This window comes from Modestobacter caceresii, from assembly GCF_000761485.1.
In the GTDB taxonomy this organism is placed as follows: domain Bacteria; phylum Actinomycetota; class Actinomycetes; order Mycobacteriales; family Geodermatophilaceae; genus Modestobacter; species Modestobacter caceresii.
Map to the genome: position 1 here is coordinate 13,866 of NZ_JPMX01000013.1, position 14,972 is coordinate 28,837.

The 14,972-nt window shown below is 73.8% G+C and carries 15 protein-coding genes; 3 read left to right on the forward strand and 12 right to left on the reverse strand.

Translation table 11 applies throughout. The features are described 5' to 3' along the window. Positions 1 to 57: 57 nt before the first annotated feature. Both IN07_RS04360 and IN07_RS04365 read left to right on the forward strand, forming a co-directional pair. Positions 58 to 906 (forward strand): SDR family oxidoreductase, encoded by an 849-nt coding sequence (locus IN07_RS04360; protein ID WP_036333915.1) that lies wholly within the window; start codon positions 58 to 60, stop codon positions 904 to 906. Then, a complete protein-coding gene (locus IN07_RS04365) occupies positions 903 to 1,484 on the forward strand; it encodes a MarR family winged helix-turn-helix transcriptional regulator (protein WP_231557986.1) in 582 nt (193 codons plus the stop codon). The genes IN07_RS04360 and IN07_RS04365 overlap by 4 nt, the downstream gene beginning before the upstream one ends. 97 nt (positions 1,485 to 1,581) lie before the next feature. Here the strand turns inward: IN07_RS04365 and IN07_RS04370 are convergent, their stop codons facing one another. Then, positions 1,582 to 1,977: an STAS domain-containing protein gene (locus tag IN07_RS04370; protein ID WP_036333916.1), complete on the reverse strand. Its 396-nt coding sequence runs from the start codon at positions 1,975 to 1,977 to the stop codon at positions 1,582 to 1,584. Positions 1,978 to 2,006: 29 nt separating this feature from the next. Further along, positions 2,007 to 2,546, reverse strand: coding sequence for an NUDIX domain-containing protein (locus tag IN07_RS04375; protein ID WP_036333917.1), 540 nt, complete (start codon positions 2,544 to 2,546; stop codon positions 2,007 to 2,009). 39 nt (positions 2,547 to 2,585) lie between these two features. On the opposite strand from IN07_RS04375, the gene IN07_RS04380 reads away from it, so the two are divergent. Continuing rightward, positions 2,586 to 3,071, forward strand: coding sequence for a DnaJ family domain-containing protein (locus IN07_RS04380; RefSeq protein WP_036333918.1), 486 nt, complete (start codon positions 2,586 to 2,588; stop codon positions 3,069 to 3,071). 46 nt (positions 3,072 to 3,117) lie between these two features. On the opposite strand, the gene IN07_RS04385 is transcribed toward IN07_RS04380, so the two are convergent. The 10 genes from IN07_RS04385 to IN07_RS04425 all read right to left on the reverse strand — a co-directional run bounded on the left by IN07_RS04385 (position 3,118) and on the right by IN07_RS04425 (position 14,934). After that, positions 3,118 to 3,681, reverse strand: a complete 564-nt coding sequence (locus tag IN07_RS04385; protein ID WP_036333919.1) for a hypothetical protein — start codon at positions 3,679 to 3,681, stop codon at positions 3,118 to 3,120. A gap of 151 nt (positions 3,682 to 3,832) precedes the next feature. Next, on the reverse strand, positions 3,833 to 3,973 hold the full coding sequence (locus tag IN07_RS25070; protein WP_156119034.1) for a hypothetical protein: 141 nt from the start codon (positions 3,971 to 3,973) through the stop codon (positions 3,833 to 3,835). Positions 3,974 to 4,025: 52 nt separating this feature from the next. Beyond that, positions 4,026 to 5,909: a hydantoinase B/oxoprolinase family protein gene (locus IN07_RS04390; protein ID WP_036333920.1), complete on the reverse strand. Its 1,884-nt coding sequence runs from the start codon at positions 5,907 to 5,909 to the stop codon at positions 4,026 to 4,028. Further along, positions 5,906 to 7,969, reverse strand: a complete 2,064-nt coding sequence (locus IN07_RS04395) for a hydantoinase/oxoprolinase family protein (protein WP_036333921.1) — start codon at positions 7,967 to 7,969, stop codon at positions 5,906 to 5,908. Before IN07_RS04395 ends, IN07_RS04390 begins: the two co-directional genes overlap by 4 nt. A gap of 115 nt (positions 7,970 to 8,084) precedes the next feature. Further along, positions 8,085 to 10,520, reverse strand: coding sequence for an FAD-dependent oxidoreductase (locus tag IN07_RS04400; RefSeq protein ID WP_052090778.1), 2,436 nt, complete (start codon positions 10,518 to 10,520; stop codon positions 8,085 to 8,087). Beyond that, positions 10,517 to 11,758, reverse strand: a complete 1,242-nt coding sequence (locus tag IN07_RS04405) for a beta-ketoacyl synthase N-terminal-like domain-containing protein (protein ID WP_036333922.1) — start codon at positions 11,756 to 11,758, stop codon at positions 10,517 to 10,519. The genes IN07_RS04400 and IN07_RS04405 overlap by 4 nt, the downstream gene beginning before the upstream one ends. Next, positions 11,755 to 13,044 carry a beta-ketoacyl-[acyl-carrier-protein] synthase family protein gene (locus tag IN07_RS04410; protein WP_036333923.1) on the reverse strand — a complete coding sequence of 430 codons (1,290 nt, stop codon included), beginning with the start codon at positions 13,042 to 13,044 and terminating at the stop codon, positions 11,755 to 11,757. Before IN07_RS04410 ends, IN07_RS04405 begins: the two co-directional genes overlap by 4 nt. Further along, positions 13,041 to 13,472: a cupin domain-containing protein gene (locus IN07_RS04415; protein WP_036333924.1), complete on the reverse strand. Its 432-nt coding sequence runs from the start codon at positions 13,470 to 13,472 to the stop codon at positions 13,041 to 13,043. Before IN07_RS04415 ends, IN07_RS04410 begins: the two co-directional genes overlap by 4 nt. Then, positions 13,469 to 14,443, reverse strand: a complete 975-nt coding sequence (locus IN07_RS04420; RefSeq protein ID WP_036333925.1) for an ACP S-malonyltransferase — start codon at positions 14,441 to 14,443, stop codon at positions 13,469 to 13,471. Before IN07_RS04420 ends, IN07_RS04415 begins: the two co-directional genes overlap by 4 nt. After that, positions 14,440 to 14,934 carry an SRPBCC family protein gene (locus IN07_RS04425; RefSeq protein WP_036333926.1) on the reverse strand — a complete coding sequence of 165 codons (495 nt, stop codon included), beginning with the start codon at positions 14,932 to 14,934 and terminating at the stop codon, positions 14,440 to 14,442. Before IN07_RS04425 ends, IN07_RS04420 begins: the two co-directional genes overlap by 4 nt. Positions 14,935 to 14,972 lie beyond the last annotated feature (38 nt).

Genomic DNA, 14,972 nt, shown 5'->3' on the forward strand with positions numbered 1-14,972 from the left:
GCCCGCCAGGTGCCCGGCGCCCGCCCGGGTCGGTCTCTCAGAACTAAGGTGTCCGGTGTGATCGTGGTGACTGCGGCCGGTGGGCCCACGGGGACGGCGGTCGTGCGTGCGCTGCGTGCCCGGGGGGAGTCGGTGCGCGCCGTGGTCTCCAGCAGAGGCCCCCGGCCGGAGCTGACCGGCCTCGGCGCCGAGGTGGTCGTCGCAGAGCTGACCTCTCCGATGGCCTGGTCGTCGGTGTTCCAGGGTGCGGACGCGATGTACCTCATCTGGCCGAACTTCGACCCGGACGAGGCCGAGGGCGCGGCGGCGCTGTTCGCCGAGGCCCGCCGGGCCGGGCTGCCCCGGGTGGTCTACCACTCGGTGATGCGCCCGCAACTGCGGGTCATGCCGCACCACGCCGGCAAGGACCTGGCGGAGGAGGCCCTCGACAGCAGCGGGTTGCCGTCGTGGCGGGTGCTGCAGCCCTGCTCCTACGCCGACAACCTGGACAGCCAGCTCGAGGCGGCGCAGACCAGCGGGGTGCTCCGCAGCTTCTGGGGCCTGCGGACGGCGCAGTCCATGGTCGACCTGCGGGACGTGGCGGAGGCAGCAGCCGTGCTGCTCACCGAGGACGGCCTGGACGGCGGGACCTTCGAGGCGGCCGGTCCGGAGGCGCTGACCGCGCCGCGGCTGGCCGAGCTGATCGGTGAGTGGCTCGGTGACGAGGTCGTCGCCGACGACGTCATCCCCGGGGGCGAGGTCCCCACCGGGTATGCGGCCCGCTGCCAGCGCACCATGTTCGACCACTACCGGGCGCACGGCTTCGTCGGCAGCCCGCGGGTGCTCACCGCCCTGCTCGGCCGCCCGCCGCGCACCTTCGCCGAGCACCTCGCCGACCTGCCGCGCCCCGCGGAGCCGGCGTCGTGAGCGACCTGCTGGACGACCCGGCGCGCGCCCACGACGGGAACGGGACAGACGGGAGTGGGACGGCCGGGGACGCGATGGACGTGATCCTGGCGCAGTGGGCGCAGGAGCGGCCGGACCTGGACTGCTCCCCGATGGGCGTCATCGGTCGGGTCAGCCAGCTGCAGCGCGAGGTCTTCCTCGCCCAGCGGGGCACCTTCGCCCGGCACGGGCTCGATGCACCGTCGTTCGACGTCCTCGCGGCTCTCCGCCGGGCGGGGGAGCCCTACCAGCTGACCCCGACCGCGCTGATGCGGACCGCCCTGGTCACCTCCGGCGCCATCACCCAGCGGCTTGACCGGCTGGAGGAGAAGGGCCTGATCACCCGGGGCCGCAGCGAGGCCGACGGGCGGGCCGTCGTGGTCACCCTGACCGACGCGGGGCGGACGGCGCTGGACGCAGCGCTGCCCGACCACCTGGAGACCGAGCGCGGCATGCTGGCGGCCCTCTCGCCCGAGGAGCGCACGCAGCTGGCCGAGTTGCTGCGCCGCTGGCTGATCAGCCTGGGCCGCGTGCCCGGCGGCACGCCCGACCCCAGCTGACCCGACCTCGCCGCCGCCGGGAGCCCACCGGACTGGTCGTCCGGCAGGCCCCGGCCGGGGCAGGTGCCCGGCGAGCGGAGCCCGGCTGGAGCGTCGGTCAGCTGTGGTCGTGGCCGTGGGGGGTGGCCTCGTGCACGTCCTCCGGGTGGCCCTCGCGGCGGTCGACGATGGTGAAGCGCCGCCACAGGCCGCTGAGCTGCAGGGGGCGGGCGACGGCGGCGGTGTGCACCACGAGCGGGGTGTCGATGCCCCGGGGCTGGGCCATCCGCTGCAACTGCACGAGGGTCGCCATCCCGGCCGAGTTCATGAAGGTGACCTCGCACAGGTCCACCCGGACCTGCTTCAGCGTGGCGCCGGCCAGCATCAGATCGGTCATCTCGCGGACCAACGGCCGGCGGGCGTGCTCGGTCAGTTCACCGACGACCGTGATCTCGGCAGACTCTGCGTCGTGCGTGATGACCGTGACCTCGACGTTGTGGGCAGGTTCGTCCATGGCTCCTCGGTTCCCGTCCGGCGTGCAGTTCACTCCTGTGCCTCTGCTCGGGTGAGCAGCAGCAGGCTGTAGGCGGCCAGCGAGGGGCCGTCGGTGAACCGGTCGTCGCGGACCATCGCCCGGAGCTCGGCCTCGGTGACGAACGCCGAGCGCATGTCGGCCTCGGTCGCCTCGCGGGCGGTGGGGCCGGGCGTCAGGCCCTCGGCCAGCCAGACGTCGAACTCCTGGGTCGTGAGCCCCGGCGCCAGGTCCAGGTGCCCGAGGTGGCTCAGCCGGGCCGCCCTCAGCCCGGTCTCCTCCGCCAGCTCGGCTCGGGCCAGCTCCTCCGCCGTCCCGGTCCCGCCCGCCGGCCAGGTGCCCTGGGGGAACTCCCAGGAGCGGCGGCCGAGCGGGTGGCGGAACTGCTCGACCAGCCAGAAGCCGTCCCGCTCGGCAGCGATCACCAGGCCGAAGTGCGGCCGCTCGACGACGGAGTAGACGCCCGGCGATCCGTCGTCCAGCTCGATGGCGTCCTCACGCAGCCGGAGCCATGGGTTCCGGTAGACCTCTCGGGTGCCCGTCGTCCGCATGCCGCCCAGACTGGCAGAGGAGCGCGGAGGAGGACGCCGATGACGGAACGCAAGCCGGAAGGTGTGTCGTTCGAGAGCTGGGTCGAGCACCAGATCACGCAGGCCCGCGAGCGAGGAGACCTCGAGGGGCTGGCCGGGGCGGGGAAGCCGCTGCCCCGGCGGGAGCGGGAGAAGACCACCTACGAGTGGGCGCTGGAGTGGGCGCGGCGGGAAGAGGCCGACGTCGCCGCGATCATGCCCACCGGGCTGGCGCTGCGGAAGGAACGGGAGGAGCTGCCCGCCCGGGTCGCCCGGCAGCCCACCGAGGAGCTGGCCCGCGCGGTGGTCGAGGCGCACGTCGCCCGGGTCGACCGGTACTACCGTCAGCCGGTCGAGGGACCGTGGATCCCGGTGGGGATGCCGGACGTCGAGGAGATGGTCGCCGAGTGGCGGCTCAGCCGCCCGGTCGTCGTCCCCGGGCCCGCGGTGTCGGAGCCGGAGCCGTCCCCCCGCCGCCGGTGGTGGCTCGGACGGCGGGCCGGCTGACCTGCCCTCCCGGGCACCGCCCGAGCGCGCGCGGTGCCCGGGTGGGTCACTCCTGCTCGGCCGGCACCTGGATGTCGACGCTCTCGGCGACGATGTACTCCCGGCCCGCGAAGTCGGCGTAGCCGTCGTCGGTCAGGTCGAGGCCCAGCTCCTCCTCGACCGCGACCTCGTCGAACCCGCTCTGCACGGTCCCGGTGACGAGGAGGACCTGCCCCTCCTCGAGGACGCCCGCGATGTCCGAGCCCACGACGAGCAGCGGCTCGGCGGAGGTCTCCTCGATGCCGGTGATGGAGAAGGAGTTCGGGTCGACCACCTCGTTCACGGTCGCCGACACGGTCACCTCCTCGCCCACGAGGGCACTCGCCTGCTCGGAGAACCCGGAGTCGTAGCTGCCGTTGAAACCGGCGTCCGCGTCGGCCCCGGCCTCGCCGCCCTCCCCCTCCCGCTGCTCCAGCAGGTCCCCGGCGCTCCACACCCCCTCGGAGGGGTCCATCTCGGCGGCGGTGTCGTCGCCGGTGCCCTCGTCGCCACAGGCCGCCAGGGTGACGGGTGCAACGGCCAGGACGCAGGCGAGGAAGAGCTTCGCGGTGGGACGGGTGCGCTGCTGCACGGTGGTTCCTCTCGTCGAGCTGGGCGCGGGACGCCCGCCGCAGGTTCCGGACACCACAGTCATTGCCACAGCCGGCCGTGGCATGCCCGCCGACGAGAACTCGTCGCCAACACGTGACGGGGCGCGCCGCACGGCCCGGTCCGCTCCCTCGTCAGCCGTGCTCCTGGTCGCCGTCCTCGGCGTCGGCGTGCCGGGCCTGCAGCTCGCGGGTGGCCATGCCGCCGCTGCCGCCCTCGTCGTACTGGCCGGGGTGCAGGTTGGGCTGGTCGGTCTCGTGCTCGCTCTCGCTCATCACGGTCGAGCCTGCCCCGGCCGACTTGGACCGGCCAGCCGGGGAGGCTCGCTCACAGCAGGTCGAACTCGTTGTGCGACGCACCGCCGGACAGCAGCGCGTAGCCGGGGCCGCGGTCGAAGAACGGCTGCACCTCCGGGCGGGCCGCGCGGAGCTCCTCGCGCAGCCGGGCCGTCGCCGCCTCGTCGGCGGTGCCGTCGTCCCGGACGACCACGCCGTAGTCGTCCCGGGCGCCGGTGACGCTGACCTTGTGCCAGGAGATGTCCCGCAGCACCTCGTCGACCGGCCGGTCCAGCGGGTCGCCCCAGCCGCCGCCGCCCGTCGTCCGTACCCGCACGACGGTGCCGGCCTTCAGCGGCTCGGCGTCGGCCAGCGCGTCGACCTCGTGCTCGTCGGGCCCACCCGGGTCGACGGTGATCGAGAACGGCCGCCCGGCCCTGCCGCCCTTCACGCCCCAGCAGGACAGGATCGACCGGTCGGCGATCGACATGAAGTGCGCGTCGCGCAGCACCCGGATGTCCTTCTCGTAGCCGCAGCCGCCGCGGTACCGGCCCGGGCCACCGGAGTCCTTCGCCAGCGCGAGCCGCTCGATCCGCAGCGGGAAGCGGGACTCGGTGAACTCGGTGGGCAGGTTCCGGGAGTCCGGGACGACGTGGATGGTGTCCTCGCCGTCGGCGTAGTACCGCCCGCCGGAGCCGCCGCCGAGCACCTCGCGCATCAGGTACGGCTCGCCGTTGGCGTCGGTGCCGTAGACGCCGGTGTACCGGATCGTCTCCTGGTCGGCGGGCATCCGGCCGCCGGTGGCCTTGGCCAGCACCCCGGCCAGCACGCCGAGCAGCCGCAGGATCACGAACGTCCGGGCGTTGGTGGGCGCCGGGAAGATCGGGGTGAGCAGCGTGCCCTTCTCCGGGAACCGCATCTCGATCAGCGGGACGACGCCCTCGTTGACGTCCAGCTGCGCCATCCGCTCCGGCGACTCGGCCAGGTTGCGCAGGATCGGCGCCAGCCACTTCTTCAGGAAGTTGCCGTCGGCGTAGTCGCCGCAGTGGTTGATCGGGCCCTTGGCCTGCGGGCCGGTGCCGGTGAAGTCGATGACCAGCGGGACGTCCTTGGTGGAGTCCATGGTCAGCGTGATCCGCTGCCGGTGCAGCTGCGGGGCGTCGACGCCGTCGTGCTCGGCGTAGTCCTCCCAGACGTAGGAGCCGTCGGGGATCTGGGACAGGATCTCCCGCCGGTACACCTCGGTCGAGCTGCTCAGGATCGACTCGAAGCACGCCTCGACCGCGGCCACGCCGTACCGGTCGAACAGCTCACCCAGCCGGCGCGCTCCGGCCAGGCAGGCCGAGCACTCGGCGTCCAGGTCGGCGGCGAGCGAGTCGGGCATCCGCGAGTTGCGGGTCATGATCGTCAGCGCGGCGTCGTTGCGGACGCCGCGGTCCCACAGCTTGATCGGGGGGACCATCAGGCCCTCCTCGAACACGCTGGTGGCCGCCGACGGCATCGAGCCCGGCACCGCGCCGCCGATGTCGTCGTGGTGCCCGAACGCCTGGATGAAGGCGACGACGGTCGGTTGACCGGCCACGTCGGCGAACACCGGCACCGTGACGCACAGGTCGGGCAGGTGGCCGATCCCGCCCTCGGACAGGTAGACGTCGTTGTGGAAGAAGACGTCGCCGGGGTTCATCGCGTCGATCGGGTGGTCGCGGACCACCGGCTGCACCAGCGCGGAGTACGAGCGGCCGGTGAGCTTGCGCAGCTGCCGGTCGTGGATGCCGGCCCGGAAGTCGTGCGCGTCGCGGATCATCGGCGAGCGGGAGGTCCGCCCGATCGACGTCTCCACCTCCTTCTCGATCGCGGCCAGCGTGCCGGCGACGATCTCGACCAGCACCGGGTCGGCGGCGTCCGTGCCACCAGAATGGCCATCTTGGTGGTTCATCGGGCGGTCTCCTTCGTGAGCAGCAGGTTGCCGAAACGGTCGACGGTGGCGGAGAAGCCCGGGTGCACCGGGACGGTGGAGCCGAACTCCTCGACGATCGCCGGGCCGGCGACGACGTCGCCGGGGGAGAGGTCGGGCCGCCAGTACAGCGGGGCCTCGACCCACTCGTCGAAGAACACCGGACGCGTGCCGCGGCGCGCGTCGCGGTCGGACGGCGCCGGCTCGACGATCTCCGGACGGCGGATGGGCCCGATCCCGCTCACCCGCAGGTTCACCCACTCCACGGCCTGCCGGGGGTCGGTGGCGAAGTCGTAGCCGTAGAGCTGGTGGTGGGCCGCGTGGAAGGCGGTGGCGACGGCGTCGATGGCCGCGTCGTCCAGCTCGCCGTCCCCGACCGGCACCCGCACCTCGAACGCCTGGCCGACGTAGCGCAGGTCGGCGGTGCGCTGCATCCGCTGCTCGCCGCGCGGGAAGCCCTCGCCGTCCAGGGCGACCTCGGCCTGCCCCTCGAGCTCGGCGAAGGCGGTGGCGAGGGTGGCGGGGGAGACGTCGGCGTGCCGGGCCACCATCGTCTGCACGTAGTCGTTGCGGACGTCGACGGTCAGCAGCCCGAAGGCGCTGACGTTGCCGGGGTTCGGCGGCACCAGGGTGCGCGGCAGCCCCAGCACGTCCATCAGCCGGCAGGCCAGCAGCGAGCCGGAGCCGCCGAAGGTGGTGAGGGTGAAGTCGCGGACGTCGAGGCCGCGGGCGACGGTGACCTGGCGCAGCGCGTTGGCCTGGTTCCACGCCGAGATCTCCAGGATCCCGGTGGCCAGCGCCTCGACCGTCAGCCCCAGCTTCCCGCCGAGCTGCTCCAGCCCGGCCCGGGCGGCGTCGACCGACAGCGGGATCTCGCCACCCAGCAGGTGTGGGGGGATCCGGCCGAGGACGACGTGCGCGTCGGTGACCGTCGGCTGCTCGCCGCCGTTGTCGTAGCAGATCGGCCCCGGGTCGGCCCCGGCCGACTTCGGCCCGACCTTGAGCGTGCCCTCCGGCGACAGCCAGGCGATCGAGCCGCCGCCGGCGCCGACGGTGACGACGTCGATCATCGGGATCTTGGACGGGTAGTCGCCGACCGAGCCCTCGGTGGTCAGCGTCGGCTCACCGTCGATCACCACGGTGACGTCGGTGGAGGTGCCGCCGCCGTCGCAGGTGAGCACCCGGTCGAAGCCCGCGGTGCCGGCGATCAGTGCGGCGCCCAGCGCGCCCGCGGCGGGGCCGGAGAGCATCGTGGTGATCGGCTGGTGCACCACCTCGGAGGCGCTGAGCACGCCGCCGTTGCTCTTCATCACGTAGAAGGGGACGGCGGGGGCGATGTCGTCGAGCCGGCGGCGGATGTTGCTGACGTAGGCGCCGACCTTCGGCTTCACCGCGGCGTCGACCAGGGTGGTCACCGAGCGCTCGTACTCGCGGTACTCGCGCAGCACCTGGGAGCTGATCGACACCACGGCGCCGGGATGTTCCACGTGGAGCACGTCGAGCATCGCCTGCTCGTGCGCGTCGTCGGCGTAGGAGTGCAGGAAGCAGACGCCGATGGTGGTGATCCCGGCGTCCTTGAAGAACCGGGCGGCCGCGACGGCGTCCTCGCGGGAGAAGGGCCGCACCTCGGCGCCGGTGACGTCCAGCCGGCCGCCCACGGTGCGGACCAGGTCGGCCGGCACGATCCGCGGCGGCTTGACCCAGAAGTAGCTGTTGCCGTAGCCGTCGGGCACCGACTGGCGGGCGATCTCCAGCACCGACTCGTAGCCCTCGGTGGTGATGAACCCGATCCGGTCCAGCTTGCCCTCGAGCAGTTGGTTGGTGGCGACGGTCGTCCCGTGGCTGACGGCGGTCACCGCCGACCCGTCCAGCCCCAGCTGGCCCAGCACCTTCTGGACACCGGCGAGGAAGCCGTCGGCCGGGTCGCCCGGTGTGGACGGCGTCTTGGTGGTGGAGACCTCCCCGGTCTCCTCGTCGACGGCGACCACGTCGGTGAAGGTGCCGCCCGTGTCGATCCCGATGCGGACCCGGCGAGTGCTCATGCCGAGAAACCTTAGTGCTGAGATACCTCCACCGGAAGACGCCCACCGATGAACTCCGTGTTTCCCCCGGTGACCCCGCGCGGTCGGCAGTCGCCGGCCGCGCGGGGCCCGGGCCTCAGCCGGCGAACACCCCCGCCAGGTGCTCGCGCAGGGCCGGCTCGCTGACCGGCCGGGTGCGGAAGCCGACGTGCCCGTCGGGTCGCACCAGGTAGGCCGCCGTCCCCGCCCCGCCCGTGCCGTAGGCGGCGGCGAACGCACCTCGCGCGTCCCGCAGGACCGGCAGGTCGACCAACGGCGGGACGGCGAGGTCCGGGCCGGCGACCAGGTAGGGGCGCACCTGCCCCCCGGTGGCCTGCCGGACCGAGGCGGCCAGCTCCTCCAGGGCCCGCAGCTCCTCGGCGCCGGTCCCGTCCCCGGCGGTCAGCAGCAGGGTCGCGTGCGTCCCCCGGGTGAGGTCGAACAGCCGCAGGTCGTGCGCGACCCCGAACCGGCGGAGCCCCAGCACGTCGGGTGCCCGGTGTCCGGGCAGCGGACCGCCGGTGAACCCGGCCGGGCCGGTGACCTCCCCGACCAGCGGGCTGTCGGCGTAGTTCATCGTCATCTGCATCTCGAGCAGGAACTGCGCCCGCTCGTCGTCCATGTCCATCTCGTCGGTGAACGCGATGGCCACGGCGCGGTCGACGATGGCCTTCCCGGCGGGCCGCCGCTCGGCCTCGTAGCTGTCCAGCAGGCCGGATGAGGCCTGCCCGCGGACGGCCAGGGCCACCTTCCAGGCCAGGTTCCAGGCGTCCTGGATCCCGGTGTTCATGCCCTGGCCCCCGGCCGGCGGGTGCAGGTGGGCGGCGTCCCCGGCGACGAAGACCCGGCCGGTGCGGTACCGGTCGACGATGCCGTGCTTGACCCGGAAGATCGACGACCAGCGCAGGTTGCTCGCCGTCGTCCCGGCCGGGCCGAGGTCGTCGATCGCGGCCTGGATGTCGGCCAGCCCCGGCGGGTCGTACTCCTTCCAGAACCCGGGCGGCACGACCCCGCTGCCGATCGTCTTCTGCAGCCGCTGCGGGGCCAGCGTCGCCACCCGGTACCGGTGGTGGCCCTTGAGCGGCACGCACACCAGCATCCCGGTGAAGTCGCCGTCCTCCTCGATCCGCACCCAGCGCACCAGGTGGCCCGGCGGCATCTCCCATTCGACGTCGACGTCCCCGAGCATGAACAGCTGCGGGAACATCGACAGGCCGCCGTCGAAGGTGAGCTCGAGCTGCTCCCGCACCGCGCTGCCGGACCCGTCGGCCCCGATCAGGTACTGCGCGCGGCTGCTCGACCGGGTGCCCGCCGCGTCGACGAACTCCGCGGTGACGCCGTCGTCGTCCTGGCTGAAGCCGGTGAGCTCGACCCCCCGGTCCACCGGGACGCCGAGGGACGTCAGCCGGTCGACGAGGATCCGCTCGGTCTCGTACTGCGGCAGCCCGAGGTGGGCGTAGGGCAGCTCCTCCAGCCCGGACCAGTCGACCTGGTGGGTCTGCTTGCCGTTGACGAACACCGTCTGCCCGTGCAGCCAGCTGCCGGCGTCCATCGCCTCGGTGACGATGCCCTGGTCCTCCCAGATCTCCATCGTCCGGCAGTGCACGCCGATGGCTTTGTCCGCCTGGGCGGCCGGCTGGGAGCGCTTGTCCACCACCCGGACGGCGATCCCGCGCCGGGCCAGCTCGATCGCCGCGGTCAGCCCGGTCGGGCCCGCGCCGACCACCAGGACCTCGCACGCGGTGCGGGTCGGGGCGTCCACCGGCGGGGGAGCGGCCGCGACCGCCGGCTCGGCCCGGGGCGCCGGCACGCTGGTGGTCTCCGGCGCGGCAGGGGCCGGTGTGGGGCGGGTGGCCCGGACGCCGCGGACCCCGGCCTCCTGCGGGCGGAAGCGGATCTCGTAGAGCTTGCGCTCGAAGAAGACCGACAGCCAGCGGATCAGCGGCCCGCTCTGGTCGGCGTGCGAGGGGTCGTCCACCCAGTTGCGGAAGTCCTGGTCGGACTCCCACTCGGCGAAGATGTGGAAGATGTCCGAGCCCGGTTCCCGGAGCAGCTCCTCGCGGATCAGGCCCGGCGTCCCGCGCAGCCGGTCGGTGACGACGGCGTAGGCCCGTTCGAACGCCTCCTCCTCGCCCGGGGCCACCCGGGTGCTGATGTCCACCCGGACGTGCGAGCCCTGCTCGCCCCCGGCGATGCCGTAGCGGATCTCGTACGTGCTGCGGTCGGCGTCCTCCCGCAGGTCGCGGAGCGAGGCGGTCAGCGCCTCCCGGGCGGCGGACCGGCCGAACGCGTCCGCAGCCGCCCGGTCGGCCCACTCGCCGACGATCAGGAAGGTGCGGGGGTCGTCGGCGTCCCGCATCAGCTCCTGCCGGACGTTGCCCGGTTCCCCGGCGATCTGGACCGCCGCCGTGCGCCACGCATCCTCGAACTGCTCCTCGCAGCCCTCCCGCACCCGCATCCGCAGCAGGGTGCGGACCGCGCCGCCCTGCTCGGCGGTGGTGGTGGTGGTGGCCGCGTCCTCCAACGTCGTCATGACGTCCTCTCCTCGGTGGGCCGGCGCAGCACCAGGCTGCTGTTGAAGCCGCCGAACCCCCGGGCGAGGACGACAGCCGTCTCGACCTGCTGGGCCCGGCTGTGCTGGACCAGGTCGAGCCCGGGGGCGTCGACCGGGTCGTCGAGGTACGCGGTTCCGGGCACGATCCCGTCCCGCATGGCCAGCAGCGCGGTGGCCACGTCGAGCGCCGAGCCGCCGGCCATCAGCCGTCCGGTGAAGGACGACGGCGCGGTCACCGGCACCGGGTCGGCGCGCCCGCCGAACACCCGCTGCAGCGCCTCCAGCTCGAGGGCGTCCAGCTCCGGCACCCCGGCCCCGTCGGCGAGGACCAGGTCCACCTCGTCCGGGGTGATCCCGGCGTCGGCGAGGGAGAGCTGGATGGCCCGGGCGTACTGCCGGGCGTCGGGTGCGGGGTCGGCGTGGTGGTGGGCGTCGTGCGTGGCGCCGTGGCCGACCACCTCGCCCCACACCCGTTCCACCCCGCGGGCCCGGGCGGCGTCGGCCTCCTCGACCAGCAGGATCGCCCCGCCCTCGCCGACGACGTGGCCCGAGGCCCGCCGGTCGAAGGGCTTGTAGGCGTCCTCGGGGGCCGTCGCCGTGGAGAGCCGCCCGCTGGTCGCCTGGCAGAGCAGGGCGTAGGGGGTGACCCCGGCCTCGGTGCCCCCGACCAGCACCGCCGGGGTGCCGCGGCGCACGACCCGGCGGGCCCAGCCGATGCTGTCCAGCCCGCCCGCGCCCTCGCTCACCACCACACCGGAGGGGCCCTTGTAGCCGTCCCGGATGGAGATCTGGCCGGTGCTGGCCGCGTAGAACCAGGCGATCGACTGGTAGGCGCCGACCGACTTGGGCCCCTTGGCCCACAGCCCCTGGATCTCGTGCTGGCTGAACTCGTTGCCGCCGGAGCCCGCGGCCAGGAACACCGAGGTCGCGTAGGCGTCCTCGGGTGGGGTGTACCCGGCGTCCTGCGCCGCCAGCGTGGCCGCCGCCAGCGACATCCAGGTCCAGCGGTCGGTCTGCACCATCAGCCGGGGGTCCACGTGGTCGGCCGGGACGAAGCCGGTCACCTGCCCGGCCAGCGAGACGCCGTACTGCGCCGGGTCGAAGCCGACGATCGGCCGGATGGCCGGCTCGCCGCGCACCAGGGAGGACCAGTGCGCCTCCACACCCACGCCGGTCGGCGCCACCACGCCGATCCCGGTGACGACCAGCCCGGTCACGGGGTCCTCCTCGTCGGGTGGGCCAGCACGATCGCGGACTGGAAGCCGCCGAAGCCGCTGCCCACCGACAGCGCGACGTCGACCTTCTGCTCCCGCGCGGTGTTGGGCACGTAGTCCAGGTCGCACTCGGGGTCGGGCACCTCGTAGTTCGCCGTCGGCGGCACCACGCCGCGCTGCACCGCCAGTGCGGTGGCGGCGATCTCGATCGAGCCGATGGCGCCCAGCGAGTGGCCGATCATCGACTTGATCGAGCTCATCGAGACCTGCTGGGCGGTCGGGCCGAGGCTGAGCTTCACCGCGGCCGTCTCGTGCCGGTCGTTCTGCTTGGTGCCCGAGCCGTGTGCGTTGACGTAGCCCACCTCGTCGGCGTCGATCCGGCCATGGTCGAGGGCCAGCCGGATCGCCTCGGCCATCTCCACCCCGTCGGGGCGCAGTCCGGTCATGTGGTGGGCGTTGCAGCGGTTGGCGTAGCCGCTGACCTCGCAGTACACCTCCGCGCCGCGCCGGCGGGCGTGCTCGAGCTCCTCCAGCACCAGCACGGCGGAGCCCTCGCCCATGACGAACCCGTCCCGGCGGGCGTCGAACGGCCGGGCGGCGTGCGCCGGGTCGTCGTTGTTGCCGGTCGTCGCCCGGATCGTGTCGAAGCAGGCCATCGAGATCGGCGAGATCGGGGCGTCGCTGGCCCCGGCGATGACGACGTCGGCGTCGCCGTCCTCGATCAGCTGGCTGCCGTAGCCGACGGCGTCGATGCCCGACGTGCAACCGGTGGAGACCACGGTGGCCGGCCCCGAGGCGCCGAAGCGCACCGCCAGCTCGGTCGCCCCGCAGCTGGGCACCAGCGCGTGGTGCAGGAACCGCGAGGCGTACTGCGGGTCGACCAGCCAGTGCGTGCCGGCGTCGCTGACCGCGACGTACTCGTCCTCCAGCCGCATGGTGGCCCCGACCGCACTGCCGAGGACGACGCCCACCCGGTCCGGGTCGGTGGCCTCGACACCGGCGCCGAGCGCCAGTCCGCTGTCGGCCACCGCCTCGTCGGCGGCGACCATCGCCATCTGCACGAAGCGGTCGTTGCGGAACACCTCGTGGGCGGTCAGGCCCAGCTTCCGCCCGTCGAAGTCGACCTCGGCGGCGACCTGGGAGCGGAAGCGGCTGGGGTCGAAGAAGGTGATCCGCCGGGTCGCCGTCCGGCCGGCGGTGATCATCTCCCAGAACCCCTCGCGGCCCATCGAGCCGGGCGCGACGACGCCGATGCCGGTGATGACCACCCGGCACCCGGTCGTGGTCACCGGACGCCCATCGAGCCCGGGGAGGGCTCGATGTCGACGTGGCCCAGCTCGGGACGCGGGGCCAGCGGGCCGGCGAGGAAGACGAAGAACGCCGACTCCGCGCCGTCGTTGACGATCCGGTGCCGCACGCCGATCGGGATGTGCAGCGCCGACTCGCCGCCCAGCCGGCGCTCCTCGCCGTCCAGCGTCACGAGCACGTCGCCGGAGACGCAGTACAGGAACTCCTCCGAGTACGGGTGCCAGTGCTCGGTGACGACCTCGCCCGGCTCGAGGGTCAGGGTGCCCATGAAGCCGGCGGTGGCGCCCACGCTGGTCGGCGAGAGCAGCACCCGGATGTCGCCGCCGCGCCGGCGGTTGGGCGCCGCGTCCGAGCGGGACACGGTGGGTCCGCACCGCACCTTCGTCGTGGGGTGCTGGATGGTGGTCATCTCTCTCCTCTGCTGGGGGCCGCGCCGGTGAGCGCGTGTTCGTCATGGGGATCCGGGCCGGGCACGCCCGGGCCGGTGGCCAGGAGGACCGGGAGGTCGGGGTGGACCTGGCGGATCAGCGGGCCCAGGGTCGGGACGGTGCCGACCTCGACGACCCAGGTCGCCCCCGCGTCCGCCACCAGGGCGTGTGCGGTGGCCTCCCACTGCACCGGCGACGTGAGGTGCCGCTGCAGGCACCGGGCCAGGTGCTCCGGGTCGCGGGAGGGCCGGGCGTCGACGTTGGACAGCACGGGCACGTACGGGACGGACCAGTCCAGCTCGTCGAACGAGGGCGCCAGGCGCTCGGCGATCGACTGCACCAGCGGACCGTGGCCGGCGGCCCGCCCCGGCAGCCGGACCAGGTCCAGGCCGGCGGCGACGACGCCCTCCCGGGCCTGGGCCAGCTCCGGGCACCAGCCGGAGAGCACCACCTGGGCCGGACCGTCGTACGCGGCGATCGCCAGACCCGAGGTGGTCCCCAGGTCCGCGACCACCGCACGGGCGACCTCACCGGCGCCCGGCCCGACGACGGCGGCCATGCCCGCGGTGGACGGGCGCGGGCCGTGGGCCAGCATCTCGGCCCGGCAGTCGACGAGGTCGACCACCTGGTCCAGCCGGAGGGTGCCCGCTGCGACCAGGGCCGCGTACTCCCCGACGCCGTGCCCGGCGACGGCGACCGGCTGCAGGCCGGCGGCGGCGAGGCTGCGGCAGCCCGCCACGCCGACGACGAGGGCCGCCAGGTGGGCGACCACCGGGTCGTGCAGGTTGAGCGGGTCGCCCCACCACGCGACGACGTCCCGGCCCAGCACGTCGGAGGCCTCGGCCACGACGTCCCGGGCGGCCGGGTCGGGCAGCCAGGGCTCCAGAGCACCGGGTGCGGCCGTCCACTCGCCCGGCAGGACGACGGCCGCCCCGGTGCGCGGGCCGGTCACCGCGCCGGCTCCGGATGCCGGGCGGCCGCCTCCACCTTGTCCCGGATGACCGCCATCTGGATCTTGCTGTTGGCGTCGATCCGCTCGGTCATGCCGGCGGTGTCGATGGGGGCCTCCGGACGCATCCGGAAGTCCTGCACCCACCGCATCCGGGTGCCCGTGCCCTCCGGGGCGTAGCTCCAGCGGATGTCCATCAACTCGAACGGGCCGGGCTCGACCCGGTGCGCCACCACCTCGTGCCGCTCCTCGTCCAGGGTCCGTTCGGAGACCCAGCTCCACACCCGGCCGCTCTCGTCCGGGTGCATCTTCAGCCGGAACCGGAAGGTCGAGCCGGTCTGCGCGAGCACCTCCACCTCGGCGTACTCGGTGAACAGGTCCGGCCACGTCGGCAGGTCGTTGGTCATCCGCCAGACGTGGTCGATGCCGGCGTCGATGAAGATCGAGTTGTCGGTGTGGCCGACGGTCCGGCCGTCGTTCTCGGGCGTGCTCATCTGGGTCCTCCGGTGGTCGAGGGGATGTGGCGGTGGGG